The sequence below is a fragment of the Rhizobium sp. K102 genome (assembly GCF_022385315.1).
GTDB lineage: Bacteria > Pseudomonadota > Alphaproteobacteria > Rhizobiales > Rhizobiaceae > Rhizobium > Rhizobium croatiense.
On sequence record NZ_CP092436.1, the window covers coordinates 3,883,934 to 3,908,936 of the forward strand.

General features: G+C 62.2%; 21 protein-coding genes and 2 pseudogenes. 18 read left to right on the forward strand and 5 right to left on the reverse strand.

From position 1 onward, the window contains the following. The first annotated feature begins 1 nt into the window (after window position 1). From sucC to MHI61_RS25145, 11 genes are all read left to right on the forward strand, one after another. The gene (sucC, locus tag MHI61_RS25095; RefSeq protein WP_239791002.1) at window positions 2–1,195 is read left to right on the forward strand and encodes an ADP-forming succinate--CoA ligase subunit beta; all 1,194 of its coding nucleotides are present in this window, start codon (window positions 2–4) and stop codon (window positions 1,193–1,195) included. 18 nt (window positions 1,196–1,213) lie between these two features. Next, window positions 1,214–2,116 (forward strand): succinate--CoA ligase subunit alpha, encoded by a 903-nt coding sequence (gene sucD, locus MHI61_RS25100; RefSeq protein ID WP_010028330.1) that lies wholly within the window; start codon window positions 1,214–1,216, stop codon window positions 2,114–2,116. A gap of 170 nt (window positions 2,117–2,286) precedes the next feature. Next, window positions 2,287–5,271, forward strand: a complete 2,985-nt coding sequence (locus tag MHI61_RS25105; RefSeq protein ID WP_239791003.1) for a 2-oxoglutarate dehydrogenase E1 component — start codon at window positions 2,287–2,289, stop codon at window positions 5,269–5,271. A 15-nt stretch (window positions 5,272–5,286) separates the two neighbouring features. Continuing rightward, complete coding sequence (locus MHI61_RS25110; protein ID WP_010028355.1) at window positions 5,287–5,595, forward strand: YciI family protein; 309 nt, start codon at window positions 5,287–5,289, stop codon at window positions 5,593–5,595. 40 nt (window positions 5,596–5,635) lie between these two features. After that, window positions 5,636–6,898 (forward strand): 2-oxoglutarate dehydrogenase complex dihydrolipoyllysine-residue succinyltransferase, encoded by a 1,263-nt coding sequence (odhB, locus tag MHI61_RS25115; protein WP_239791004.1) that lies wholly within the window; start codon window positions 5,636–5,638, stop codon window positions 6,896–6,898. Between the two features lie 11 nt (window positions 6,899–6,909). Then, entirely contained in the window at window positions 6,910–7,659 is a 750-nt protein-coding gene (locus MHI61_RS25120; RefSeq protein WP_239791005.1) for a DUF4241 domain-containing protein, read from the forward strand. Next, a complete protein-coding gene (locus MHI61_RS25125; protein ID WP_239791006.1) occupies window positions 7,656–8,186 on the forward strand; it encodes a hypothetical protein in 531 nt (176 codons plus the stop codon). Before MHI61_RS25120 ends, MHI61_RS25125 begins: the two co-directional genes overlap by 4 nt. Next, on the forward strand, window positions 8,183–8,935 hold the full coding sequence (locus tag MHI61_RS25130; RefSeq protein ID WP_097580605.1) for an SDR family oxidoreductase: 753 nt from the start codon (window positions 8,183–8,185) through the stop codon (window positions 8,933–8,935). Before MHI61_RS25125 ends, MHI61_RS25130 begins: the two co-directional genes overlap by 4 nt. Before the next feature lie 20 nt (window positions 8,936–8,955). Further along, entirely contained in the window at window positions 8,956–9,258 is a 303-nt protein-coding gene (locus MHI61_RS25135; protein ID WP_239791007.1) for a hypothetical protein, read from the forward strand. A gap of 26 nt (window positions 9,259–9,284) precedes the next feature. Then, on the forward strand, window positions 9,285–10,691 hold the full coding sequence (gene lpdA, locus MHI61_RS25140; RefSeq protein WP_239791008.1) for a dihydrolipoyl dehydrogenase: 1,407 nt from the start codon (window positions 9,285–9,287) through the stop codon (window positions 10,689–10,691). 98 nt (window positions 10,692–10,789) lie between these two features. Beyond that, a complete protein-coding gene (locus tag MHI61_RS25145) occupies window positions 10,790–11,290 on the forward strand; it encodes a cytochrome b/b6 domain-containing protein (RefSeq protein ID WP_239791009.1) in 501 nt (166 codons plus the stop codon). Window positions 11,291–11,301: 11 nt separating this feature from the next. Here MHI61_RS25145 and MHI61_RS25150 read toward each other — a convergent pair. From MHI61_RS25150 to MHI61_RS25160, 3 genes and pseudogenes are all read right to left on the reverse strand, one after another. Next, window positions 11,302–12,336: pseudogene (locus tag MHI61_RS25150) on the reverse strand (TraB/GumN family protein). A gap of 115 nt (window positions 12,337–12,451) precedes the next feature. Beyond that, window positions 12,452–13,528 carry a TraB/GumN family protein gene (locus MHI61_RS25155; protein WP_239791010.1) on the reverse strand — a complete coding sequence of 359 codons (1,077 nt, stop codon included), beginning with the start codon at window positions 13,526–13,528 and terminating at the stop codon, window positions 12,452–12,454. A gap of 161 nt (window positions 13,529–13,689) precedes the next feature. Then, window positions 13,690–14,625 carry a tyrosine recombinase XerC gene (locus tag MHI61_RS25160; RefSeq protein ID WP_239791011.1) on the reverse strand — a complete coding sequence of 312 codons (936 nt, stop codon included), beginning with the start codon at window positions 14,623–14,625 and terminating at the stop codon, window positions 13,690–13,692. Between the two features lie 139 nt (window positions 14,626–14,764). On the opposite strand from MHI61_RS25160, the gene MHI61_RS25165 reads away from it, so the two are divergent. Beyond that, on the forward strand, window positions 14,765–15,715 hold the full coding sequence (locus MHI61_RS25165) for a GNAT family N-acetyltransferase (RefSeq protein WP_239791012.1): 951 nt from the start codon (window positions 14,765–14,767) through the stop codon (window positions 15,713–15,715). Between the two features lie 82 nt (window positions 15,716–15,797). Next, window positions 15,798–16,273 (forward strand): annotated as a pseudogene (locus MHI61_RS25170) (GNAT family N-acetyltransferase). Window positions 16,274–16,294: 21 nt separating this feature from the next. Here MHI61_RS25170 and MHI61_RS25175 read toward each other — a convergent pair. Both MHI61_RS25175 and MHI61_RS25180 read right to left on the reverse strand, forming a co-directional pair. Next, a complete protein-coding gene (locus MHI61_RS25175; RefSeq protein WP_239791013.1) occupies window positions 16,295–17,920 on the reverse strand; it encodes a GMC family oxidoreductase N-terminal domain-containing protein in 1,626 nt (541 codons plus the stop codon). Further along, entirely contained in the window at window positions 17,917–18,849 is a 933-nt protein-coding gene (locus tag MHI61_RS25180) for a dihydrodipicolinate synthase family protein (protein WP_239791014.1), read from the reverse strand. Before MHI61_RS25180 ends, MHI61_RS25175 begins: the two co-directional genes overlap by 4 nt. 187 nt (window positions 18,850–19,036) lie before the next feature. Between MHI61_RS25180 and MHI61_RS25185 the strand changes: the two genes are divergently transcribed. From MHI61_RS25185 to MHI61_RS25205, 5 genes are all read left to right on the forward strand, one after another. Next, the gene (locus MHI61_RS25185; RefSeq protein WP_239791015.1) at window positions 19,037–21,253 is read left to right on the forward strand and encodes a primosomal protein N'; all 2,217 of its coding nucleotides are present in this window, start codon (window positions 19,037–19,039) and stop codon (window positions 21,251–21,253) included. Window positions 21,254–21,332: 79 nt separating this feature from the next. Continuing rightward, a complete protein-coding gene (locus MHI61_RS25190) occupies window positions 21,333–21,722 on the forward strand; it encodes a DUF4345 domain-containing protein (protein ID WP_239791016.1) in 390 nt (129 codons plus the stop codon). Window positions 21,723–21,976: 254 nt separating this feature from the next. Further along, window positions 21,977–22,543 (forward strand): F0F1 ATP synthase subunit delta, encoded by a 567-nt coding sequence (locus MHI61_RS25195; RefSeq protein WP_222141239.1) that lies wholly within the window; start codon window positions 21,977–21,979, stop codon window positions 22,541–22,543. Beyond that, window positions 22,543–24,072, forward strand: a complete 1,530-nt coding sequence (atpA, locus tag MHI61_RS25200) for a F0F1 ATP synthase subunit alpha (RefSeq protein ID WP_003589851.1) — start codon at window positions 22,543–22,545, stop codon at window positions 24,070–24,072. The genes MHI61_RS25195 and atpA overlap by 1 nt, the downstream gene beginning before the upstream one ends. Window positions 24,073–24,100: 28 nt before the next feature. Next, a complete protein-coding gene (locus tag MHI61_RS25205) occupies window positions 24,101–24,985 on the forward strand; it encodes a F0F1 ATP synthase subunit gamma (RefSeq protein ID WP_239791017.1) in 885 nt (294 codons plus the stop codon). The last annotated feature ends 18 nt before the right edge of the window (window positions 24,986–25,003 follow it).

Below are 25,003 nucleotides of genomic sequence, written 5' to 3' on the forward strand. Positions count from 1 at the left end.
CATGAACATTCATGAATATCAGGCCAAGGCTCTGCTGAAGGGCTATGGCGCACCGGTTGCCGAGGGTGTGGCCGTCCTCAAGGTCGAAGAGGTCGAGGCTGCCGCCAAGGCGCTTCCCGGCCCGCTCTATGTGGTCAAGAGCCAGATCCATGCCGGCGGCCGCGGCAAGGGCAAGTTCAAGGAACTGTCGCCGGAAGCCAAAGGCGGCGTGCGTCTCGCCAAGTCGATCGACGAAGTGGTCGCCCACGCCAAGGAAATGCTCGGCAATACGCTGGTGACGGCGCAGACCGGCGAAGCCGGCAAGCAGGTCAACCGCCTCTATATCGAGGACGGTGCCGACATCGCTCGCGAGCTTTATTGCTCGCTGCTGGTCGACCGCTCGGTCGGCCGCGTGGCCTTCGTCGTTTCCACCGAAGGCGGCATGGACATCGAAGCTGTCGCCCATGACACGCCCGAAAAGATCCAGACGATCGCCATCGATCCGGAAGCCGGCGTGACGGCTGCCGACGTCGCCGCGATCTCCAAGGCGCTGGCGCTCGAGGGTGCCGCTGCAGAAGACGCCAAGTCGCTTTTCCCGGCGCTCTACAAGGCCTTCAACGAGAAGGACATGGCGCTGCTCGAGGTCAATCCGCTGATCGTCATGAAGGATGGCCATCTGCGCGTTCTCGACGCCAAGATGTCGTTTGACGGCAACGCGCTCTTCCGCCACGACGACGTCAGGACACTGCGCGACGAGACCGAAGAGGACGCCAAGGAAATCGAGGCTTCCAAGTGGGACCTCGCTTACGTCGCGCTCGACGGCAATATCGGCTGCATGGTCAACGGCGCAGGCCTTGCCATGGCGACGATGGACATCATCAAGCTCTACGGCAAGGAGCCGGCCAACTTCTGCGACGTCGGCGGCGGTGCCGGCAAGGAGAAGGTCGCTGCGGCCTTCAAGATCATCACTGCCGATCCCAAGGTCGAGGGCATTCTCGTCAACATCTTCGGTGGCATCATGAAGTGCGATGTCATCGCCGAGGGCGTCATTGCCGCGGTCAAAGAAGTCGGCCTCAAGGTTCCGCTCGTCGTGCGCCTTGAAGGCACCAATGTCGAGCTCGGCAAGAAGATCCTGAACGAGTCGGGTCTCGCGATCACGGCGGCTGACGACTTGGACGATGCGGCCAAGAAGATCGTCGCGGCGATCAACGGCTAATTTGAAGGATCGGAAAGAATGTCTATTCTCGTCAATAAAGACACCAAGATCCTGGTTCAGGGTCTGACCGGCAAGACCGGAACCTTCCACACCGAACAGGCGCTTGCCTATTACGGCACGCAGATGGTCGGCGGCATCCACCCGAAGAAGGGCGGCGAAACCTGGACCGGCGCAAAGGGCGAAAGCCTGCCGATTTTCGCGACCGTTGCCGAAGGCAAGGAAAAGACCGGCGCTGACGCGACCGTTATCTATGTTCCGCCGGCCGGTGCGGCCGACGCCATCATCGAGGCGATCGACGCCGAAATCCCGTTCATCACCTGCATCACCGAGGGCATCCCGGTCATGGACATGGTGCGTGTCAAGGCGCGCCTCGACCGCTCCAAGTCGCGCCTGCTCGGCCCCAACTGCCCGGGCATCATGACGCCGGAAGAATGCAAGATCGGCATCATGCCGGGCTCGATCTTCCGCAAGGGTTCTGTCGGCATCGTCTCCCGTTCGGGCACGCTGACCTATGAAGCCGTGTTCCAGACCTCCAACGAGGGCCTCGGCCAGACGACGGCCGTCGGCATCGGCGGCGACCCGGTCAAGGGCACCGAGTTCATCGACGTGCTTGAGATGTTTCTCGCCGACGAAGCCACCCAGTCGATCATCATGATCGGCGAAATCGGCGGCTCGGCAGAAGAAGACGCTGCGCAGTTCCTCAAGGACGAAGCCAAGAAGGGCCGCAAGAAGCCGATGGCCGGCTTCATCGCCGGCCGCACGGCGCCGAAGGGCCGCACCATGGGCCATGCCGGCGCCGTGGTTTCCGGCGGCAAGGGCGATGCGGAATCGAAGATCGCAGCGATGGAATCGGCAGGCATTCGCGTCTCGCCGTCTCCGGCCCGTCTCGGCAAGACCTTGGTGGAAGTCCTCAAGGGCTAAGCCAGCCATATAGACCGGGCGGAAGAACGGCATCTGCGTTTCCGCCCGGTGTGACAGCACGAGACCAGCAGATGCGCCGCGGACAGGCGGCAATCGGAATGCGGCAGCCGGTGACGAAGCCGGCAAATTCATCAAAGTCAGGAGGCGGACGGAAGCGTCCGCATATCACCATGGCACGGCAAGAAGCCAACGAGCAGTTTCAGATTACCTCGTTTCTGGATGGCGCCAACGCGGCCTATATCGAGCAGCTCTATGCGCGCTACGAAGAGGATCCGGCGTCGGTCGACGACCAGTGGCGCGCCTTCTTCAAGGCGCTGGAAGAGGATCCTGCTGATGTGAAGAAGGCGGCCAAGGGAGCCTCCTGGCGCAAGAAGAACTGGCCGCTGCCGGCCGGCGGCGATCTGGTGTCGGCGCTCGACGGCAATTGGGGCATCGTCGAGAAGGCGATCGAAACCAAGGTGAAGGCGAAGGCCGAAGCCGCGGGCAAGCCCACTGATACCACCGACGTGCTGCAGGCGACCCGCGATTCGGTGCGTGCCATCATGATGATCCGCGCCTATCGCATGCGCGGCCATCTGCACGCCAAGCTCGATCCACTCGGCATCGCCGCTACCGTCGACGACTATCATGAGCTGTCGCCGGAAAATTACGGTTTCACATCAGCCGATTATGATCGCAAGATCTTCATCGACAATGTGCTAGGCCTGGAATACGCGACGATCCGCGAGATGATCGAGATCCTCGAGCGCACCTACTGCTCGACGCTCGGCGTCGAATTCATGCATATCTCCAATCCGGAGGAAAAGGCGTGGATTCAGGAGCGCATCGAAGGGCCCGACAAGGGCGTCGCCTTCTCGGCCGAAGGCAAGAAGGCGATCCTTGCCAAGCTCATCGAAGCCGAAGGGTACGAGCAGTTCCTCGACGTCAAGTTCAAGGGCACCAAGCGCTTCGGTCTCGACGGCGGTGAATCGCTGATCCCCGCATTGGAACAGATTCTGAAGCGCGGCGGCCATCTCGGCCTCAAGGAAGCGGTGTTCGGCATGGCCCATCGCGGCCGTCTGAACGTGCTCTCCCAGGTGATGGGCAAGCCGCATCGCGCCATCTTCCACGAGTTCAAGGGCGGTTCCTATGCGCCCGACGAAGTCGAAGGTTCCGGCGACGTGAAGTACCATCTGGGCGCGTCCTCCGACCGCGAATTCGACGGCAACAAGGTGCACGTCTCGCTGACGGCAAATCCGTCGCATCTCGAAATCGTCGATCCGGTCGTCATGGGCAAGGCTCGTGCCAAGCAGGACATGAGCGCGACGGTATGGGAAGGCGACATCATTCCGCTGTCTGAGCGCTCCAAGGTGCTGCCGCTGCTGATCCACGGCGACGCTGCCTTCGCCGGCCAGGGCGTCATTGCCGAAATTCTCGGCCTGTCCGGTCTGCGCGGCCACCGTGTCGCCGGTACCATGCACGTCATCATCAACAACCAGATCGGTTTCACCACGAATCCGGCCTTTTCGCGCTCGTCGCCCTATCCGTCGGACGTCGCCAAGATGATCGAGGCGCCGATCCTGCACGTCAACGGCGACGACCCGGAAGCCGTGGTCTATGCGGCCAAGATCGCGACCGAATTCCGCATGAAGTTCCACAAGCCTGTCGTGCTCGACATGTTCTGCTATCGCCGCTACGGCCATAACGAAGGCGATGAGCCGTCCTTCACCCAGCCGAAGATGTACAAGGTCATCCGCGCACACAAGACGGTGCTGCAGCTTTACGCAGATCGTCTCGTTCGCGAAGGCCTGCTCACGGATGGCGAAGTCGAAAAGATGAAGGCCGATTGGCGTGCGCATCTTGAGCAGGAGTTCGAGGCTGGCCAGCACTACAAGCCGAACAAGGCCGACTGGCTGGACGGCGAGTGGTCGGGCCTGCGCACCGCCGACAATGCCGACGAGCAGCGGCGCGGCAAGACCGCCGTGCCGATGAAGACGCTGAAGGAGATCGGCCGCAAGCTCTCGGAGATCCCGGCAGGCTTCAATGCCCACCGCACGATCCAGCGCTTCATGGAAAACCGGGCCAACATGATCGCCACCGGCGAGGGCATCGACTGGGCGATGGCAGAAGCGCTCTCCTTCGGGGCGCTCTGCCTCGAAGGCCACAAGATCCGCCTGTCCGGCCAGGATTGCGAGCGCGGCACCTTCTCGCAGCGCCACTCGGTTCTCTACGATCAGGAGACCGAGGAGCGTTACATTCCGCTCGCTAATCTTTCGCCGACGCAGGCGCGCTACGAAGTCATCAACTCGATGCTTTCGGAAGAAGCCGTGCTCGGCTTCGAATATGGCTACTCGCTTGCCCGCCCGAATGCGTTGACGCTCTGGGAAGCGCAGTTCGGCGATTTCGCCAACGGCGCGCAGGTGGTCTTCGACCAGTTCATCTCGTCGGGCGAACGCAAGTGGCTGCGCATGTCGGGCCTCGTCTGCCTGTTGCCGCACGGTTATGAGGGACAGGGTCCAGAGCACTCCTCGGCTCGCCTGGAGCGCTTCCTGCAGCTCTGCGCGGAAGACAATATGCAGGTCGCCAATGTCACGACGCCGGCGAACTACTTCCACATCCTGCGCCGGCAGCTGAAGCGCGACTTCCGCAAGCCGCTGATCCTGATGACGCCGAAATCGCTGCTGCGCCACAAGCGCGCGGTCTCGACGCTGGCCGAAATGGCCGGTGAATCCGCCTTCCATCGCCTGCTCTGGGACGATGCCGAGGTGATCAAGGACGGCCCGATCAAGCTGCAGAAGGACAACAAGATCCGCCGCGTCGTCATGTGCTCCGGCAAGGTCTATTACGATCTTCTCGAGGAGCGTGAAAAGCGCGGTATCGACGACATCTACCTGCTGCGCGTCGAACAGCTTTACCCGTTCCCGGCAAAGGCGCTCATCAACGAGCTGTCGCGCTTCCGCAACGCCGAAATGGTGTGGTGCCAGGAAGAACCGAAAAACATGGGCGCATGGTCGTTCATCGACCCCTTCCTCGAATGGGTGCTTGCCCATATCGATGCGAAGTACCAGCGCGTCCGCTATACCGGCCGTCCGGCCGCCGCTTCGCCGGCGACCGGCCTGATGTCGAAGCATCTGTCACAGCTCGCCGCATTCCTCGAGGATGCCTTGGGCGGTTAAATCAAGGGGGGCGCGATGGCTTACTTCTTTCTGAGACTGCTACCGCCGCGCCCCACTTTCCCGCATGACGGGACGGCGGAGGAAATGGCGGCGATGAAGCGTCATGTCGAATATTGGCATCGTCAGGCCTTTGCGGGATCGGCAATCGTCGTCGGTCCCGTGTTCGAGGGCGAAGGCGCCTTCGGCATGGCGGTCGTCGAAGTCGAGGATCAGGCGGCGGCCCAGGCTCTTGCCGACGGCGATCCGATCATCGCTTCCGGTTTCGGTTTCCGTTTCGATATCCTGCCGATGCCCTCGATCATCTTGCGGCCGCCCGCCGTCTGAAACGCTTAAAACGAACACACACGAAATCAGGATCTGAACAATGGCCACAGAAATCCGCGTTCCAACTCTCGGTGAATCCGTCAGCGAGGCAACCGTCGGCACCTGGTTCAAGAAGGTCGGCGACGCCATCAAGGCCGACGAGCCGATTCTCGAGCTTGAAACCGACAAGGTGACCATCGAAGTTCCGGCACCGACCTCCGGCACGCTTTCGGAAATCGTCGTCGCCGCCGGCGAGACCGTCGGCCTCGGCGCGCTGCTCGGCCAGATTGCCGAAGGTGCCGTCGCTGCCGCCGCGCCGGCCGCTGCTACACCGGCTGCCGCTCCTGCCCAGCCAGCTCCGGCCGCTCCTGCTCAGCCGGCACCGGTCGCCGCTGCCGCTGCAGCGTCGTCGAGCGCTTCCGTCTCCACCATGCCGCCGGCCCCGGCGGCGGCGAAGATGCTGGCCGAAAGCAATCTCTCCGCCGACCAGATCGACGGCAGCGGCAAGCGCGGCCAGGTGCTGAAGGGTGATGTCATTGCCGCCGTCGCCAAGGGCATTTCCGCTCCGGCAGCCCCGGCGGCAGCGCCCGCCGCAGCGCGCGGCCCGTCGACGGTCGAGGACGCTTCGCGCGAAGAGCGCGTGAAGATGACGCGCCTGCGCCAGACGATCGCCAAGCGCCTCAAGGACGCGCAGAACACCGCCGCCATGCTCACCACCTATAACGAGGTGGACATGAAGGCGGTCATGGACCTGCGCAACAAGTACAAGGACATTTTCGAGAAGAAACATGGCGTCAAGCTCGGCTTCATGGGCTTCTTCACCAAGGCGGTAACGCATGCGCTGAAGGAACTGCCGGCGGTCAATGCCGAGATCGACGGCACCGACGTCATCTACAAGAACTACTGCCATGTCGGCATGGCCGTCGGTACCGATAAGGGCCTGGTCGTTCCTGTCATCCGCGATGCCGACCAGATGTCGATCGCCGAAATCGAGAAGGACCTCGGGCGTCTTGCCAAGGCAGCCCGTGACGGCTCGCTCTCCATGGCCGACATGCAGGGCGGCACCTTCACCATTACCAATGGTGGGGTTTACGGCTCGCTGATGTCCTCGCCGATCCTCAACGCACCGCAGTCCGGCATTCTCGGCATGCACAAGATCCAGGAACGGCCGGTTGCAATCGGCGGCCAGGTGGTCATCCGTCCGATGATGTATCTGGCGCTTTCCTACGATCACCGCATCGTCGACGGCAAGGAAGCGGTCACCTTCCTCGTGCGCGTCAAAGAAAGCCTGGAAGATCCGGAACGGCTGGTTCTCGATCTCTAAGGAGCTCTTCCATGCGGAACCGGATCACGCGAGCGGCGCGCCTTGTTCTTTGCGCTGCTGCCGCGCATGTCCCGGTTTCCGCATCGGCGGCCGGTTGGGACGTCAACAAGGCAAGCATCAATTTCGAGTTGGTGGCGCTCAGCGACGCCGAGCTTTCCGGACGGTCGATCGGCGTGATCCATATGGGCAATGTCGAACTGACCTCGGGGCGCATCGTCGCCGCCGATCCGCTCGCCCAACCCGATCGGCCGGCACTCGCAAGAACGGTTGCACCGGGCGACTATCCGGTGACGCTCTACCAGGCTTTCGGGCGGATCGCCGCTGCCAGCATGCGGTTTGCCGAGGGTAAGCCGGATCATTGGGAGCTTGCTGTCCTGCCCGGACAAGATCCGGCGACGCTGAAGGACGACGAGTTCTTCGGCTACCTCGTCGACGCCGGCGTCGGCTGCTACATGGATGCGCAAACGCTTGATCGGATCGACGAGCGTCAAGCGCAGGTGCAGGCGCAAAAGCCGGACGCCGACATCAATTATTACGACGACGTGCTGGCTTCGGACCTCGATGCCAACAAGGGGCATTATGCACTGCACCGGCCGATTGCCGGCAAGAAGGGCAATGTCGCGGTGTTCTGGAGCGGCTGGGGCGATGGTTTCTATCCGGTCTTCTGGGGCCTCGACAAGGATGGCCGCCCGCTGGCGCTGTTGACGGATTTTGGTGTGATCGAGAATGCTGACGGACGGCGAGAGCCGAAGGTGCAATGAGCGGGACGATCGGGATCATGGCAGGACGGAAGCGCGTAGCTGCGATTGCAGCCGCCGCATTTTTCGCCATTCCGGTTGCCGCGTTCGCTATCGATTGCAAACAGGAGCAGGCCGTCTACACCGACCGTGACGGCGCCTATGAACTGCGCTTCGCGCCGCTGAATTCTCCCTCGGCTGCCGCCAGCAACCAGTTCAAGGTGAGCGCGCTAAAGACATCCGTCGTCATGGAAGGCTATGTCATGCCGTCGGAGGATCCGGTGCGCGCCATCGGCATCCTGATGTTCAACTGTCCGGAGGGAGATGTGACCGGCGCCGATCTCGACGCCTGCACGGTCTGGCAGGGCGCCGTCTACGGCATGGATGCCGAGGGCGAGATGAACAATCTGCAGCCGGAGGGCGCCGCGGCCGCCGAAAAGCTGGTGCTCCCCGGGCTTGGTCCCGCCATTCGCGAATCCAGTGCCTGGGGCGAGGGCAAGGCTTCCGTGGCGCCTTGGGACGTGCTGACATTCAAGGAGTGTGCGACATGAGCGATACACCTGTTGTTCTCGTGACCGGCGGAAGCCGGGGCATCGGCGCCGCCGTCTGCCGCCTTGCCGCGCGCCAGGGCTGGCGTGTCGGGGTGAATTACGCCGCCAACCGCCAAGCGGCGGATGCCGTCGTTGCGGCGATCACCGAAAGCGGTGGCGAAGCCGTCGCGATCCCGGGTGATGTCGGCAATGCTGCCGATATCGCCGCGATGTTTTCGGCGGTTGATCGTCAGTTCGGACGGCTCGACGGACTGGTCAACAATGCCGGCATCGTCGACTATCCGCAGCGGGTCGACGAGATGTCGGTCGAGCGGATCGAGCGCATGCTGCGCGTCAATGTGACGGGCTCGATACTCTGCGCCGCCGAGGCCGTGCGCCGCATGTCGCGCCGATATAGTGGGCAGGGCGGGGCCATCGTCAACGTCTCCTCGATGGCGGCAGTCCTCGGTTCGGCGACGCAGTATGTCGATTATGCGGCATCGAAAGCGGCGATCGACACCTTCACCATCGGACTTGCGCGCGAGGTCGCCGCGGAAGGAATTCGAGTCAATGCCGTCAGGCCCGGCATCATCGAAACCGATCTCCATGCATCCGGTGGGTTGCCGGACCGGGCGCGCGAAATGGCGCCATCGGTCCCGATGCAACGGGCCGGCATGCCGGAGGAGGTGGCGGATGCAATCCTCTATCTCCTTTCACCGTCGGCGTCCTATGTCACCGGATCGATCCTCAATGTGAGCGGCGGCCGTTAGAAGGACAGAGCGAAATCACCATGAGCTACATCGTCGAATTCCTCGGCCTGATGGCCGTCTTCTCGATCTTCATCGTCGTGCCGGGCGCCGATTTCGCTGTCATCCTGCGCCAGGGCATCGTGCATGGGCGCCGCGCCGCCAGCATGACTGGGCTCGGCATCGCGACGGCGCTGGGCGCCTGGTTTGCCGGCGTTTCCTATTTCTTCACGGTCAAGACGATCCGTGACCGCTTCATCGCCAGCGGCAAATGGTTCAACCGCATCACCGGAGCGGCACTCGTCGGCTTCGGCTTCCGCCTCGCGCTGTCGCGCGCAGCCGACTAATTGAAAAATCCAAAGGGAAAGAAGCAATGTCTTACGATGTGATCGTTATCGGAACCGGCCCGGGCGGCTATGTCTGCGCCGTCAAGGCAGCCCAACTCGGCCTGAAGGTCGCCGTCGTCGAGAGGCGCGCCACCTATGGCGGCACCTGCCTGAACGTCGGCTGCATCCCGTCGAAGGCGCTGCTGCATGCCTCCGAAATGTTCCATCAGGCCGGCCACGGCATGAGCGCGCTCGGCATCGACATTTCGGCGCCGACGCTGAACCTCGCCAATATGATGGCGCACAAGGATGCGACGGTGAAGTCGAATGTCGACGGCGTCGCCTTCCTCTTCAAGAAGAACAAGATCGATGCCTTCCAGGGCACCGGCAAGATCATCTCGGCCGGCAAGGTTGCCGTCACCGCCGACGACGGCCAGGTGCAGGAGATCGAAGGCAAGAACATCGTCATCGCCACTGGCTCGGATGTCGCCGGCATTCCCGGCGTGCAGGTCGAGATCGACGAGAAGACCATCATTTCCTCCACCGGCGGCATCGCGCTGGAGAAGGTGCCGGAAACGCTGATCGTCGTCGGCGGCGGCGTCATCGGCCTCGAGTTGGGCTCGGTCTGGTCGCGCCTGGGCGCCAAGGTCACGGTCGTCGAATATCTCGACACCATCCTCGGCGGCATGGACGGCGAGGTCTCCAAACAGTTCCAGCGCATGCTTGCCAAGCAGGGTATCGATTTCCATCTCGGCGCCAAGGTCACCGGCGTCGAAAAGGGCGATTCGGGCGCCAAGGTCACCTTCGAGCCGGTCAAGGGCGGCGATAAGGTGACGCTCGACGCCGAGGTCGTGCTGATCGCGACCGGCCGCAAGCCTTATACGGCAGGTCTCGGCCTCGAAGAGGCCGGCGTTGCGCTCGACAATCGCGGCCGTGTCGAGATCGATGGTCACTTCAAGACCAATGTCGCCGGCATCTATGCGATCGGCGATGTGGTCAAGGGCCCGATGCTGGCGCACAAGGCGGAAGACGAGGGTGTGGCGCTTGCCGAAATCCTCGCCGGGCAGCATGGCCATGTGAACTATGATGTCATTCCGAGCGTCGTCTACACGCAGCCCGAGATCGCCTCGGTCGGCAAGACCGAGGAAGAGCTGAAGGCGGCGGGTATCGCCTACAAGGTCGGCAAGTTCCCGTTCACGGCGAACGGCCGCGCCCGCGCGATGCTGGCGACCGACGGCTTCGTCAAGATCCTCGCCGACAAGGACACCGACCGCGTGCTCGGCGGCCACATCGTCGGCTTCGGCGCCGGCGAGATGATCCACGAGATTGCCGTGCTGATGGAGTTCGGCGGTTCGTCGGAAGATCTCGGCCGCAGCTGCCACGCGCATCCGACGATGTCGGAGGCGGTCAAGGAAGCTGCGCTCGCGACCTTCTTCAAGCCGATCCATATGTAATCTCGATGGTCACAAAGCAAACAGCCGCTTGCCGCGAGGCAGGCGGCTGATTTAATTGTGGCGGCTCGCAAAGTTCGGCATGTGACGAAGGTTAGAAAATGCAAAAGCCGTCCGCCAAGGGTTACAGCCTCAGCCAGCGCTTGCTTCATTGGACGGTGGCGCTTTTGATCTTCTTCAATCTGCTGTTTCCTGACGGCATGAACATCTGGCATCGGCTCATGCGCAGAGGTCAGGTGCCGACGCCGGAGCAGGTTGCGTCGGCGAACATCCATGCCTATGTCGGCATCGCTATTCTGCTGCTCGCCGTCGTCAGGCTGGGCCTGCGTTTCATCAACGGCGTGCCGGCCGAGGCGGCGGAAGAGCCAGCGATCTTCCGTCTGACGGCAAAGCTCGCGCATGCCGGTCTCTACATCCTGATCTTCGTCATGCCGCTTACGGGCATCGCCGCCTATTATTTTGGCGTCAATCCCGCGGGTTCGTTGCACGCCGATATCCTGAAGATCATTCTCTGGGCGCTGCTTGCGGCGCATTTCGCGGGCGCGCTTGCCCATCAGTTCTATTGGAAAACCAATGTGCTGCGTCGGATGACGCTCGGCTGAGCGCCTGCCCCTCAGTTCACGGCGGTGACGGTGAAGCCCTGCTGGCGCAACAATTCGACCAAACCCCCGTCGACTGGCAAATGCGCCGCGCCCACCGCGATCATGGTGCGCCCGTTGTCGAGATAAGGCTTTGCCCGTTCCGCCATGACCTTGTTTCGATCGGTTATCAACCGGTTCTCGACTGCTTTTGCAGCAGCCTGATCTGTCGAAACGAACTCCATCAGCGAGAAGATCATTCCGACTTTGCCTTGATCATATAAATCGATCATCGTCTCGGATATGTCGTCCATGCCATTGGGAAGTGCCAGCAACTCCCGCAGATTTTGAAGCATGAAATTGTCCGGGACATCCGACATGGCTTCAAATTGCTCGGCCGGCGTTTCCAGGCCGACCAGGTGGATCCCGTCTTCGAGCGCGTCGAGGGCAAGAGCCTGGTCCAGGACCTTAAAGCCCTTTGCGCTGCGCCTGATATCGCAACCTCGTGTCTGGAGACCCACATAGAGGAACCATGGCCGCATCTTCGCCATCAGGTTCATATTGATTCCCCTTTTCTTCAAGCCGGCGGCGACGTCGCTGGTTGCGTCAGGGGGAAGGATATGGTCAAGCGTTTGGTCGCCCTGAAGCGTCGTCAGTTCGGGATGCTTCAAGATTTCGATCGCAAGCTTTTCTGGCTGCGCGACTTCCGCCAGCTCGACGGTCAGAGTGTCGATAGCATCATAGGCCTAGTAAAATCCTGCCGGCATATCCAGCACACGGGGATCGCTCACATGCATCGTACCGAGCAGCCAGGAAGGCTCGACGCCTGATTTTTCGATTTTCCAGAAAATCGCTTTGCCGTTCGGTATCGTCTCGGCTCTCTCAATGGCTTTTCTGAAACGAACGGGATCTTCTGTCTCCAACTGGGTGAAAAGGTTCTTGCCCGAGCAGGTGAGCTCGTCATCCGCCAGGGCATGCGAAAAGGAAAATATCGTCAGCACCGCCGCCATGATGAGCAGCGGGCCGTTCGCGAACGCTCTCGAGGTGAAAAGCATATTGTGCCTGGGCATTGAAAACTTTTCCTCTTGGGAGAAAAGGCTGCAAATGCCGCCATGTGACGTATGCAAACTGAGGTTGTCAATCTCGACGAGCTGCCATTGCGGCTGACTATTCGGGCGACATGCTTCAGTTTACGGCAGTCACCGTAAAACCCTGCTTGCGCAGCAGTTCGATGATGCCGCCCTGGCCGGGCAGGTGCAGGGCGCCGACGGCCATGAAGACGTTGCCGCCGTCGAGAATGGGAGCGGCGCGCTCGGCCATCACCTTGTTGCGATCGAGGATGACGCGCTGTTCGAAGGCGGCGTAATCGCCGGCCTCGTCTGCATTCGCCTGCGTCACGGTCTTCAGCATCGGCATCGTCAGGCCGATATCGCCGGAGAGGTAGAGATCGGTCATTGTTTCGACGACGTCGCTCATCTTGTCGCCGAGTTCCAGCGTCTCGATCAGCGACTTCATATGGAATTCGACCGGCAGGTCGGCCATGGCCTGGATCTGGTCCGCAAGCGTCTCCAGCCCCTTGACCTGCTTGCCCTGAGCAACGGCGTCGGTGGCGATCTTTTGGTCGAGGAACTGCACGCCCTTGGCCTTGCGGGCGAGTTCGCAGGCCGGAAGCGCGACGGCGCTCGAGATCATCCATGGCCGCATGCGGGAGACGGCGCTGAGCGGGATGCCGCGCTTCTTGAGGCCGGCTTCCAGCCGCTTGTAATCCTCGGCAGACAGCAGCTTGTCGATCGTCGTGCCGTCGGTGAACATCGTCAGCTCCGGCCGCGCAAGCAGGGCGGCGGTCGCCTTGCGTTGATCGAGGATCTCGTCGGATTCGATGATGATCGTATCGGCGGCGTCGTGGGCTGCCTTGGCGCGCGGCGGCAGGGCCAGCACGCGCGGATCGGTGACATGCATGCTGCCGAGCAGCCATGACGGCGCAAGCCCTGCTTTTTCGATCTTCCAGAATATGCCCTTGCCGTTCGGCACGGCCGCGGCTTCCTTGACCGCCTCGGCGTAACGGGTGGGGTCGCTCTGCTGCAGATCGATCATCAGATTGCGGCCGGTGCAGGCACCGTCTTCGGCCGACGCCGGCCGTGCCGCCAGGAAGGCGACAAACAGCGCCGCAAGAAGCAGCATGTGGAAGGCTGCAATCAACCAGAGCAGCAGGTTGCCGGATGCTGCGAGGAAAGAGGTCCGGCGGCCGATTGATGTCGTCATGATGATGTTCCGGTCACATGCCCTATGCTTCATGCTCTACGCTCGGCTTGCGCATAATCCTTTAAGAGAATGCGTTAACGAAAACTTAGCGCATCGTATTACGTCGGATTCATGGGCGCTGAGCTTGCCGATAGGCCGCGTGCCGCTGTCACAACCATGCATCAAGCGCGCGGATGGGCCCGATCATACACCTCCAGCAGCCGCGATGCATCGACGCCTGTATAGACCTGCGTGGTCGAAAGGCTGGCATGGCCGAGCAGTTCTTGGATGGTGCGCAGATCGCCGCCGCCGGCAAGCAGGTGGGTGGCGAAGGAGTGGCGAAGCGCATGCGGTGTTGCGGTCTCCGGCAGGCCGAAGGCGCTGCGCAGCTTTTGCATGGCGCGCTGGATGATCGCCGCCTGCAGCTTGCCGCCGCGGGCGCCGCGAAACAGCGGAGCGCCGCTTTCGAGATGATAGGGGCAGAGTGCGCGATATCTCTCGACCGCGTCGAACACCACGGGCAGCAGCGGAACCAGCCGCGTCTTGTTGCCCTTGCCGGTGATGCGCAGCGTCGCCGCCCCGTTCGGCAGGTCGGCAGGAACGAGATCCAGCGCCTCGGAGATGCGCAGGCCGCAGCCGTAGAGCAGCGTCATGACAGCCGCATCGCGCGCGGCGATCCAGGGCTCGTCATGGAGCTGGGCTTCGTTACTGACGAGGGTGATCGCCTGCGTGTCCGATAGCGGCTTGGGAAGCGACTTCGGCTGTTTCGGCGAGCGGATCGCGGCAGCACCGGCGGCATTGACCAGGCCCTTCTTTTCGAGATGGCGCAACAGTGAACGCAGGCCGGCCAGGTTGCGCCCGAGCGAACGGGCGCCGGAGCCCTGCTTGCGCCGCGCGGCAAGGAAGGCGCGGAAGTCGGCGGGGCGCAATTCCCTGATGTCGCTCAGCGTCACCGGGCCGGCGAGATGGCCGGTCAGGAAGGTCAGAAACTGGCGGGTGTCGCGCTCATAAGCATCGAGCGTATGCTCGGAAAGACGGCGTTCACGAGCGAGGTTTTCGAGCCACGCGGCGCGTTCCGCCATCAGGCGCGGGTCGGCGATAACAAGCAGTTCATTCACGTCGCTGGCCTTGAATTTGCCTTCAAGTCCGCCAATTTGAAGCAGGAACGGTTATGGAATTGCTAATGCCGGCCAAACCTTGTCATCCCTAGATCATATTCTACTGCGATAGCTTTATACCCCATAGACAGGATCTTTCATGGCACGGCGCGATTCCATGACGGCTTTCGGACAACTCGCGGAAGCGATCGCTCTTGTTTCACAGGGAAAGCCCGGTCATATCGTCGACACGCTGATTGCCGAACGCGGCCAGAGGATCGTCAAAAACCCGCTCTGGCCGGTCATGCGGCCGTTCCTCTACACGCTTCTGCGCTACAACAAGGCCATCGAATTCGCCAACGCGGTTGCCAAGATGACGGGCTTCCAGTCGTTCGAATATCTGAGCGGCGTACTGAAGCTCGACATCGGCATCGCCAATGGCGAGCGCATTCCGGATACAGGCGGCTTCATCCTCGTCAGCAACCATCCGACCGGCATCGCCGACGGTGTCGCCGTATTCGACCTCCTGAAAACGCGCCGGCCCGACATGATGTTCTTTGCCAATCGCGATGCGATCCGCGTCAATCCGCGTTTCGCAGAGATGGTCATCCCGGTCGAGTGGCGGGAGGAGCACAAGAGCAAGCTCAAGGCGCGTGAGACGCTGCAATTGACGAACCACGCGGTGAGGGAAGGCAAGGCGACGGTGCTCTTTCCATCAGGCCGTATCGCCTATTGGGCGAACGGCCGGCTGAACGAACGCCCATGGAAGACGTCGGCGGTCGGGTTGGCGCGCAAATACAATCTGCCGATCCTTCCGGTCCACATGACGGCGCGCAATTCCGGCCTGTTCTATTGGCTGGCGAAATGGTCGACGGAACTGCGCGACATGACGGTCTTTCATGAACTGTTGAACAAGCGCGGCGACCGTTTCGATTTTGTGATCGGCAATCTCATCCCCGCCGAACATCTCGACGGCGATCTCAACGAGGTGACGAAGGCGCTGGAGAAACACACCGTGCACGATATGGCCAGCGACGGCGACGCGACGTTTATTCCGGTTGGGCAGCCGGAAGCGCCGGTGCAGCGCGAGATTCCGGTTCCGGCAGCCTAAAGCGCGTCGCGATCTTTCCGATTCGCTCCTGGGCTTCAGGTCTTTGTTGCGCATGTCGCTCCCCTAAAACCGCTGACACTTTATGATTGATATCCGCGTGCTGCACGATCGATTGCCGCAAGAACTCGCCAATCTCGAGCCCGAGGCTGGACGGGAAGGCTATCTGCATATCGCTCGCCTTGTCGACGAATGGTCGGTCGGCACGCTCCGCTTCGAGGGCGATGGCGAAAGGCTGCTGGGCCCTATATCGGCGAGGCGCTCGTCGGCGTTGGCGGTGTGAGCGCAGAAGCCGCCTTGCTCGGAGCGTTGCGGATGCGGCGCTTCTATGTTCATCCGGCAATGCGCGGACGCGGTATCGGCCGTGCGCTGGCGCTGACTTTGCTGGAGCACGCAAGGCGCTTCTGCAGTTTCGTGACCGTCCATGCCGGAAACGACGGCGCGGCGAAATTCTGGGAGTCGCTCGGATTTCAGCCCGCCCGGCAGGATGGCTATAGCCACATTCTCGAGCTGCATGGACCCGGTCGAAATGGCCTGGGGTCAGATAACAAGTTCAGATAGCAAGGCGAAGTCGCTGCCGCATTATTGATAGTCCGCGGCAATCATGCTCGCCGCCTTCGATCCGATCGCCATCGCCGGTGCGTTGGTGTTGCCGGACGGGATAAAGGGAATGATGGAGCAGTCGATCACCCTCAGACCGTCGACGCCGCGCACCCGCAGCCCGCCGTCGACCACCGACATGGGATCGGTCTCCGGCCCCATCCTGAGGCTGCCGGAAGGATGGTAGTTCGTCTTGACCGTCTGGCCGGCGAATTTTACCAGCGACGCCTCGTCCCGAAGCGATCGTCCCGGCAGGATCTCCTCGGCGATCTTGCTCTTGAAAGGTTCTGTCTCAAGGAGCCGGCGCGCCGTCTTCAGCGAGGCGAGCGTCAAGCGGAGGTCGTCGGGATCGCCGAAGAAATTGCAGTCGACCAGCGGCTGGTCGGCAGGGTTCGCAGAGCGCAGCTTCACGCTGCCGCGCGCCTTCGGCCGCAGCAGGCAGGAGGTGAAGGTCATCCCATAGGTCGGCTTTGCCGACGAGACGTCGCGGTCGAGATAGACGATCGGCGCGCAATAAAGCTGGATCGTCGGACGGTCGCCGCCATCGGGATCGTAGAAGAGGCAGGATTCGATGCCCGTCGTGGTGACGGGGCCGGAATTGAACAGCAGATATTGCAGGCCGTTGCGGATCATCGGCCAGCCGCGATCCTGGCCGAAATAGCCGGATTTCGATTTCGTCGAGGCGATGACCGGAACTTCGTGGTGGTCCTGGAGATTGGCGCCGACACCGGGAAGGTCGGCGGCAACGGCGATGCCATGTTCGCGAAGGTGGTTGGCCGGACCGATGCCGGAAAGCATCATCAGCTTGGCGCTGTTGTAGGTGCCGGCGGCGACGAGCACCTCGCGTCCGGCGAGCACCCTGCGGCTTTCGCCGTTGCTGGTATAAACGATGCCGACGGCCCGCCCGTTTTCGATCAGAATGCGATCGACCCGGGCCTGCGTGACGATCTCCAGCCTGGTGTCGCCGGCAAGAGGATCGAGAAACGCCTTTTTGGCATCCGATCGCTCGATGCGCCGGCCCCATGACGCGAAAGTATGCTGCATGATGCCGACGCCGTTCTGCCGCGCGCCGTTGAAGTCGGGATTATAGGGGTGGCCAAGCCCCTGCGCCGCCAGGATGAAATCCTCCGTCGTATCGGAGATATGGCGCGGCTCCGAAACACGCAGATTGCCGGAAATGCCGTGATAAACGTTGTTGAAACGGCTATTGGCCTCGATGCCTTTGAAATGCGGCAGCATGTCTTCATAAGACCATTCGGCTCCATTGCCGAGATGGGCGGCCCAGCCGTCATAATCCTCCTTCTGGCCGCGCATATAGACCATGGCGTTGACGGCGCTGCCGCCGCCGAGAGCCTTTGCCACGGGCACGATCGGTCCGCGTCCGCCGAGTTGGGGTTGCGGCACCGTATGGTGCATCTCGAGAAAATCGTCGCGGGCGAGATATTTCATATAGCCGGCGGGAAAGGACATCAGCCTTGCCGTATCACGCGGTCCGCGCTCGATGACGAGCACCGAAAAGCCGAAGTCGCGCACCAGCCGCATGGCGGCAACGCAGGCCGCCGATCCGCCGCCTGCGATGATGAAGTCGAAATTCCTGTTCGGCGTCATGCACCGATCTCCTCAAGGCGGATGGCTTGGCGCGCCAAAAGCCGCTCGACATCGGCAATGTCGAGCGCCGACAGCCTAGCGCCTGGTTTGCGCAGGGTGGCGGATCCGATAACACCGCGCTTGGCAAGGACGTATTTGCGGCAGGCGAGACCAATGCCTAGCTGCTGTTCATAGCGGGCGAGCGGCAGATAGGCGTCGAAGATCTCGTGGGCGCGATCGGGATTTCCGGCGGCATAGGCTTCGACGACGCCGACCATCATTTCCGGATAACAAAAGCCGGTCATGGCGCCATCGGCGCCGCGGCCCATTTCCTCAGGCAGGAAAAGCCCACCATTGCCGCAGAGGATGGAGATGCGCCGCATTCCGCCCTTGTCGCTGGCGGCGCGAAGCGCGGTGATTTTCGACAGGCCCGGCCAGTCCTCATGCTTGAGCATGACGCAATTGGGCACCTCCCAGACGATGCGCTCGATGACGGCGGGCGCGATCGTCACATTTGTGGTAAGGGGATAGTCCTGCAGCACGAAGGGCGTGTCTTCCAAGGTCTCCCCAACCGACTGGTAGAAGGCGAAAACCTGGTCGTCGGTCTTGACGGTCCAGGGCGGCGCGACCATGACGCCGGCTGCACCTTCGCCCATGACGGTCTTGGCAAGCTCGCGCATCGGAGCAAGTCCGGGCGCCGACACGCCAACGACCACCGGCAGGCGCCCGTCAAGACGCTTCAACACGCGCTCGACCACGGCGCGCGATTCCGCGGCGGTCAGCTTCGGCGCCTCGCCGAGCTGGCCAAGCACTGTCAGGCCGGTGACGCCGGCGTCTTCATAGAAATCGACCATGCTGTCGACGCTTTCGAAATCGAGGGCGCCGTCATCGGCAAAGGGAGTTACGGCGATCACATAGACGCCCCTGGCATCTGCGGTCAGTCTGGCCATTCATACTCTCCGATTCAGCGGTCGAACACATCGTCAGGCAATGTATGCAGCCAATCGCTTGCCGGGCAACCATTTCGTGAGGGCGCTGCCACTCTCGGCAAGGCGTCGTCATCCGCATTCCCGCCCGATGCAGCGCCCTCGTCTTTGCGGTTCCAATTCCGTTGATTTGCGGGCATGGTCTCGCCCGATGAGCACAGATTCGTCCGATCTCTTTGGCGCGCTGTTCGAAGCACCGCCCCTGAACCGAACGGTTCCGGTGCTGGTGCCGATGCCGGCGCCGAAACCCTATTCCTACTCGGTGCCGGAGGGCATGGCGGTCGAGCCCGGCTCGGTCGTGCAGGTGCCGCTTGGGCCGCGACAGGTGATCGGCGTCGTCTGGGACGGCGGTGAGGATGGCGTCGATGCGAAGAAGCTCCGTCCGATCAGCCATGTCTTCGACTGCCCGCCGCTGTCAAAGGAGATGCGGGATTTCATCGACTGGGTGGCGGCCTATACACTCTCGCCGCCCGGCCTCGTCGCGCGCATGGCGCTGAGGGCGCCGAACGCCTTCGAGCCGGAGCCGATGGTCGAGGGGCTGAAGTTCGTCGGCGGCGAGCCGGAGCGGCTGACGCCGGCGCGCGCCCGGGTGCTCGAGACCGCTTCCGACGGCTTGTCATGGACGCGCAGCGGCTTGGCGCATGCGGCGGGTGTTTCGACCAGCGTCGTCGATGGGCTGATCACGCTCGGCATCTTCGAGACGATATTCCTGCCGCCGCCCCCGGTGGTGGCGATGCCGGATCCCGATTTTGCCGCCGCGCGCCTCGAAGGGCCGCAGAAAGACGCGGCCGCGGAGATCGTCTGCGACGTTCGCAAGGGCGAATTTTCCGTATCGCTGATCGACGGCGTGACCGGTTCCGGCAAGACCGAGGTCTATTTCGAGGCGATCGCCGAGACGCTGAAACGTGGCAGGCAGGTGCTGATCCTGCTGCCGGAGATCGCGCTGACGGCCAGTTTCATGGAGCGTTTTCAGGATCGCTTCGGGGCAAAGCCCGCCGAATGGCATTCCGACCTCGCCCCGCGCATGCGCGAAAAAGTCTGGCGCCAGGCAGTGACCGGCGAAGTGCGCGTCGTGGCCGGCGCCCGCTCGGCGCTCTTCCTACCTTTCGAGGATCTCGGCCTCATCATCGTCGACGAGGAGCACGATCCCGCCTACAAACAGGAGGACCGCGTCTTCTACAATGCCCGCGACATGGCCGTGGTGCGCGGCCGTATCGGCGATTTCCCCGTTGTCCTGGTATCGGCGACGCCATCGGTCGAAAGCCAGGTCAACGGCCAAAACGGGCGCTACACCACCGTGCATCTGCCGACGCGCTTCGGCGATGCGGCGCTGCCCGACCTGCATCTCATCGATATGCGCAGGCACGCACCGGAGCGGGGCGGCTTCCTGTCGCCGGTGCTGATTCAGGCGATCGGCAAGACGATGGAGCGGCGCGAACAGGCTCTGCTCTTTCTCAACCGGCGCGGTTATGCGCCGCTGACCCTCTGCCGGGTCTGCGGTCACCGCTTCCAATGCCCGCAATGTTCGAGCTGGCTGGTCGAGCATCGTTTCCGCAAGCAGTTGCAGTGCCATCAATGCGGTCATGCCGAGCGCACCCCGGAAGCATGCCCGGAATGCGGCACGCTCGACCATCTGGTTGCCTGCGGACCTGGCGTCGAGCGCATCGCCGAAGAGGTGGAGCGGCATTTCCCCGATGCGCGGACGATCGTTCTTTCCTCCGATATCATGGGCGGGGTGAAGCGGCTGCGGTTGGAGCTCGATGCCATCGCCAAGGGCGAGGCCGATATCGTCATCGGCACCCAGCTCGTCGCCAAGGGCCACAATTTTCCGCTGATGACGCTGGTCGGCATCATCGACGCAGATCTCGGCCTCGCCAATGGCGATCCGCGTGCGGCCGAGCGCACCTTCCAGCTTCTGTCGCAGGTGACCGGCCGGGCCGGGCGCACCGGGCTCAAGAGCCATGGGCTGCTGCAGACCTACCAGCCGCAGCATCCCGTGATGCAGGCGATTGTATCAGGTGATTCCGATGCCTTTTACGAGCGCGAGATCACCGAGCGCGAACGCGCCGCACTGCCGCCCTTCGGGCGACTAGCCTCGATCATCGTCTCGGCCGAAACCCGCCACGACGCCGAAAACCATGCGCGCGGCATGCGCAACGCAGCGCCCCAGGTGTCCGGAATCTCGGTGCTCGGCCCGGCGGAGGCGCCGCTTGCACTGGTGCGCGGACGCCATCGCTTCCGGCTTCTGGTGCACGGGCGGCGCAACTCCGACATGCAGGGCTTCCTGAGGGCGATGCTGTCGCAATCGCCGAAGGAGCGCGGATCGGTGCAAGTGCAGCTCGATATCGATCCGCAGAGCTTTCTGTAGATCGTTCCGCGCGCCGCGTTTCCGGATCCGACCGATCATGACATAAACGCAGAATTAGCTGATGATTTGGGGTCGAGGTATGGAATTTGAGTTTCCGATGGAATTTGGTGAGCAGCTTGCCTTCGGCGCAGCCGCCTTCACGGCCTTTGCCGGCTTCGTCATCATGTTTGCGCCGGGTCTTGCGATGAGGGTCTTTGGCCTGGCGCCGCGCGGCGAGCGGCGCGAAGGTTTCAGCGAGATCCGATCGATGGGGGGCTTCTATCTCGGTCTTGGCCTAGGTGCTATCGTGCTGGCTCAGCCGCTGATTTATACCGCCTTCGGAGCGGCATTCGCCATGGCCGCGTTTGCCCGCATCGTCTCCATCCTGTCAGATAAGGGGAGTGCTTACCTCAACTATTTACTTCTGGTTGTGCAGGCGATTATCGCAGCATTGCCGCTGCTGTATGTTTTCGGCTTCTTCCAGACATAATTTTCGCCGCCGGCGGCGGCTTGCGCGGCCCGCTTTCAGGCCATTGCGCAATTTTGCGAACAGAAATTCATGCGAAAGGCGTATTCGGGCATTACGCGTGTTGCGAGTCCGAACATCCTATGTTAGACGGACCCCGAATTTCGGAAGAAGCAAGAGGCTTCTCTTGTGATTTCTGGGGGAAATCAAAACGAATTCAAGATCATAGGTTCGGCGCCCGCCGAGAGCCGGATTTTGGATTGAAATCAGGGAAATTTGTGCCAGTGGCAGACACGTCCCAGCTTACTTCTGGTGTTGCCGAGCGCTATGCCTCGTCGCTTTTCGAGCTGGCGCTCGAACAGGGCGCCGTCGATAGCGTCACCGCCGATCTCGACCGTTTCCAGGCGATGCTGGATGAGAGCGCCGAACTGAAGCGCTTCGTCGCAAGCCCGGTTTTTTCCGCTGAGGACCAGCTGAAGGCGATTGCCGCCATCAGCGAGAGAGCCGGCATCAGCGGCTTCTTCGCCAATTTTCTGAAGGTCGTGGCGCGCAACCGCCGCCTGTTTGCCCTGCCGGGCATGATCAGGGCCTTCCGCCTCATCGCCGCGAATCATCGCGGTGAAATCTCCGCCGAGGTCACCTCGGCGCATGCGCTCTCCCAGGCGCAGGAAACCGAATTGAAGGCGGCACTCAAGAGCGTCACCGGCAAAGACGTGACGATATCAGTCACGGTTGATCCGTCAATTCTTGGTGGTCTGATCGTGAAGGTCGGGTCCCGTCAGATTGATACGTCTCTTCGTACCAAACTCTCTACCCTTAAGCTCGCATTGAAAGAGGTTGGCTGATGGATATCCGCGCCGCGGAAATTTCCGCAATTCTCAAAGACCAGATCAAAAATTTCGGCAAAGAGGCAGAAGTCTCGGAAGTCGGCCAGGTTCTCTCCGTCGGTGACGGTATCGCTCGCGTTTACGGTCTGGACAATGTCCAGGCTGGTGAAATGGTCGAGTTCCCCGGCGGCATCCGCGGCATGGCCCTGAACCTTGAATCCGACAATGTCGGTGTCGTTATTTTCGGCTCCGACCGCGACATCAAGGAAGGCGACACCGTCAAGCGGACCGGCGCCATCGTCGACGTTCCGGTCGGTCCGGAACTGCTCGGCCGCGTCGTCGACGCGCTCGGCAATCCGATCGACGGCAAGGGCCCGATCAATGCGACCCGCCGTTCGCGCGTCGACGTCAAGGCGCCCGGCATCATTCCGCGCAAGTCGGTTCATGAGCCGATGTCGACCGGCCTCAAGGCCATCGATGCGCTGATCCCGGTCGGCCGCGGCCAGCGCGAGCTCGTCATCGGCGACCGCCAGACCGGCAAGACCGCCATCCTGCTCGACGCCTTCCTCAACCAGAAGGCCATTCACGACAATGGTCCGGAAGGCGAGAAGCTTTACTGCGTCTACGTCGCCGTCGGCCAGAAGCGCTCGACCGTTGCCCAGTTCGTCAAGGTTCTCGAAGAGCGCGGCGCACTGAAGTACTCGATCATCGTTGCCGCCACGGCTTCCGACCCGGCACCGATGCAGTTCCTGGCTCCGTTTGCCGGCTGCGCCATGGGCGAATATTTCCGCGACAACGGCATGCATGCGCTGATCGGCTATGACGACCTGTCCAAGCAGGCCGTGTCCTACCGCCAGATGTCGCTGCTGCTGCGCCGCCCGCCGGGCCGCGAAGCTTATCCGGGTGACGTTTTCTACCTGCATTCGCGCCTGCTCGAGCGTGCTGCGAAGATGAACGACGACAAGGGCGCCGGCTCGCTGACGGCTCTGCCGGTCATCGAAACGCAGGGCAACGACGTGTCGGCCTTCATTCCGACCAACGTGATCTCGATCACCGACGGTCAGATCTTCCTTGAAACCGACCTGTTCTATCAGGGTATCCGCCCGGCCGTGAACGTTGGTCTCTCGGTTTCCCGCGTCGGTTCGTCGGCGCAGATCAAGGCGATGAAGCAGGTTGCCGGCTCGATCAAGGGCGAACTCGCCCAGTATCGCGAAATGGCCGCCTTCGCCCAGTTCGGTTCGGACCTTGATGCTGCGACGCAGCGCCTCTTGAACCGCGGCGCACGTCTGACCGAACTCCTGAAGCAGCCGCAGTTCTCGCCGCTGAAGACGGAAGAGCAGGTCGCCGTGATTTTCGCCGGCGTCAACGGCTATCTCGACAAGCTGCCGGTCGCTTCGGTCGGCAAGTTCGAGCAGGGCTTCCTCTCCTATCTGCGTTCGGAAGGCTCCGCCATCCTCGACGCGATCCGCACGGAAAAGGCAATCAGCGACGATACCAAGGGCAAGCTCACGGCTGCTCTCGATAGCTTCGCAAAGTCTTTCTCGTAATCAGGCCCTAAGTTAGGACGGATCACGGATGCCTTCACTTAAGGATCTGAAAAACCGGATCGCCTCCGTCAAGGCGACGCAGAAGATCACCAAGGCGATGAAAATGGTCGCCGCGGCGAAGCTTCGGCGTGCGCAGGAGGCGGCCGAGGCCGCCCGGCCCTATTCGCAGCGCATGGGTGCGGTTCTGGCGAACATCGCCAAGGCCGTCACCGATGCGGATGGCGCACCGGCGCTGATGACCGGCACCGGCCAGGACAAGGTCCATCTGCTGGTGGTCTGCACGGCCGAGCGCGGCCTTTGCGGCGGCTTCAACTCGCAGATCGCCCGCTTTGCGCGCGATCATGTCCGCAAGCTGCTTGCCGAGGGCAAGACGGTGAAGATCTTCACCGTCGGCAAGAAGGGTTACGACATCCTTCGCCGCGAATTTGCGCCGCTGATCATCGAGCGCAAGGAGCTGCGCGACGTCAAGAAGATCGGTTTCGAAAATGCCGACCAGATCGGCAAGCGCGTCATCGAGATGTTTTCGGCCGGCGAGTTCGACGTCTGCACGCTGTTCTACTCCGAGTTCAAGTCGGTGATCAGCCAGGTTCCGACCGCGCAGCAGCTCATCCCGGCCAAGGCTCCGGAAGCCGCTGCCGAAGATGCCGCCCATGCCGGCGCCGTCTACGAATACGAGCCGGATCCGGCGTCGATCCTCGACGATCTGATCCCGCGCAACATCTCCGTCCAGATCTTCCGTGCTCTCCTTGAGAACGTCGCGGGCGAGATGGGCGCCAAGATGAGCGCCATGGACAATGCGACGCGCAATGCCGGTGAGATGATCAACAAGCTGACGCTTAGCTACAACCGTCAGCGTCAGGCTCAGATCACCAAGGAACTGATTGAAATCATTTCGGGCGCGGAAGCGCTCTGAGTTAGGGAAAGAGGGTAA

Bases quoted from the DNA above. Each gene is read 5' to 3' on its own strand.
- sucC (WP_239791002.1), top strand. From the start codon at position 2: ATGAACATTCATGAATATCAGGCCAAGGCTCTGCTGAAGGGCTATGGC.
- sucD (WP_010028330.1), top strand. From the start codon at position 1,214: ATGTCTATTCTCGTCAATAAAGACACCAAGATCCTGGTTCAGGGTCTG.
- MHI61_RS25105 (WP_239791003.1), top strand. From the start codon at position 2,287: ATGGCACGGCAAGAAGCCAACGAGCAGTTTCAGATTACCTCGTTTCTG.
- MHI61_RS25110 (WP_010028355.1), top strand. From the start codon at position 5,287: ATGGCTTACTTCTTTCTGAGACTGCTACCGCCGCGCCCCACTTTCCCG.
- odhB (WP_239791004.1), top strand. From the start codon at position 5,636: ATGGCCACAGAAATCCGCGTTCCAACTCTCGGTGAATCCGTCAGCGAG.
- MHI61_RS25120 (WP_239791005.1), top strand. From the start codon at position 6,910: ATGCGGAACCGGATCACGCGAGCGGCGCGCCTTGTTCTTTGCGCTGCT.
- MHI61_RS25125 (WP_239791006.1), top strand. From the start codon at position 7,656: ATGAGCGGGACGATCGGGATCATGGCAGGACGGAAGCGCGTAGCTGCG.
- MHI61_RS25130 (WP_097580605.1), top strand. From the start codon at position 8,183: ATGAGCGATACACCTGTTGTTCTCGTGACCGGCGGAAGCCGGGGCATC.
- MHI61_RS25135 (WP_239791007.1), top strand. From the start codon at position 8,956: ATGAGCTACATCGTCGAATTCCTCGGCCTGATGGCCGTCTTCTCGATC.
- lpdA (WP_239791008.1), top strand. From the start codon at position 9,285: ATGTCTTACGATGTGATCGTTATCGGAACCGGCCCGGGCGGCTATGTC.
- MHI61_RS25145 (WP_239791009.1), top strand. From the start codon at position 10,790: ATGCAAAAGCCGTCCGCCAAGGGTTACAGCCTCAGCCAGCGCTTGCTT.
- MHI61_RS25155 (WP_239791010.1), bottom strand. From the start codon at position 13,528: ATGACGACATCAATCGGCCGCCGGACCTCTTTCCTCGCAGCATCCGGC.
- MHI61_RS25165 (WP_239791012.1), top strand. From the start codon at position 14,765: ATGGCACGGCGCGATTCCATGACGGCTTTCGGACAACTCGCGGAAGCG.
- MHI61_RS25175 (WP_239791013.1), bottom strand. From the start codon at position 17,920: ATGACGCCGAACAGGAATTTCGACTTCATCATCGCAGGCGGCGGATCG.
- MHI61_RS25180 (WP_239791014.1), bottom strand. From the start codon at position 18,849: ATGGCCAGACTGACCGCAGATGCCAGGGGCGTCTATGTGATCGCCGTA.
- MHI61_RS25185 (WP_239791015.1), top strand. From the start codon at position 19,037: ATGAGCACAGATTCGTCCGATCTCTTTGGCGCGCTGTTCGAAGCACCG.
- MHI61_RS25190 (WP_239791016.1), top strand. From the start codon at position 21,333: ATGGAATTTGAGTTTCCGATGGAATTTGGTGAGCAGCTTGCCTTCGGC.
- atpA (WP_003589851.1), top strand. From the start codon at position 22,543: ATGGATATCCGCGCCGCGGAAATTTCCGCAATTCTCAAAGACCAGATC.
- MHI61_RS25205 (WP_239791017.1), top strand. From the start codon at position 24,101: ATGCCTTCACTTAAGGATCTGAAAAACCGGATCGCCTCCGTCAAGGCG.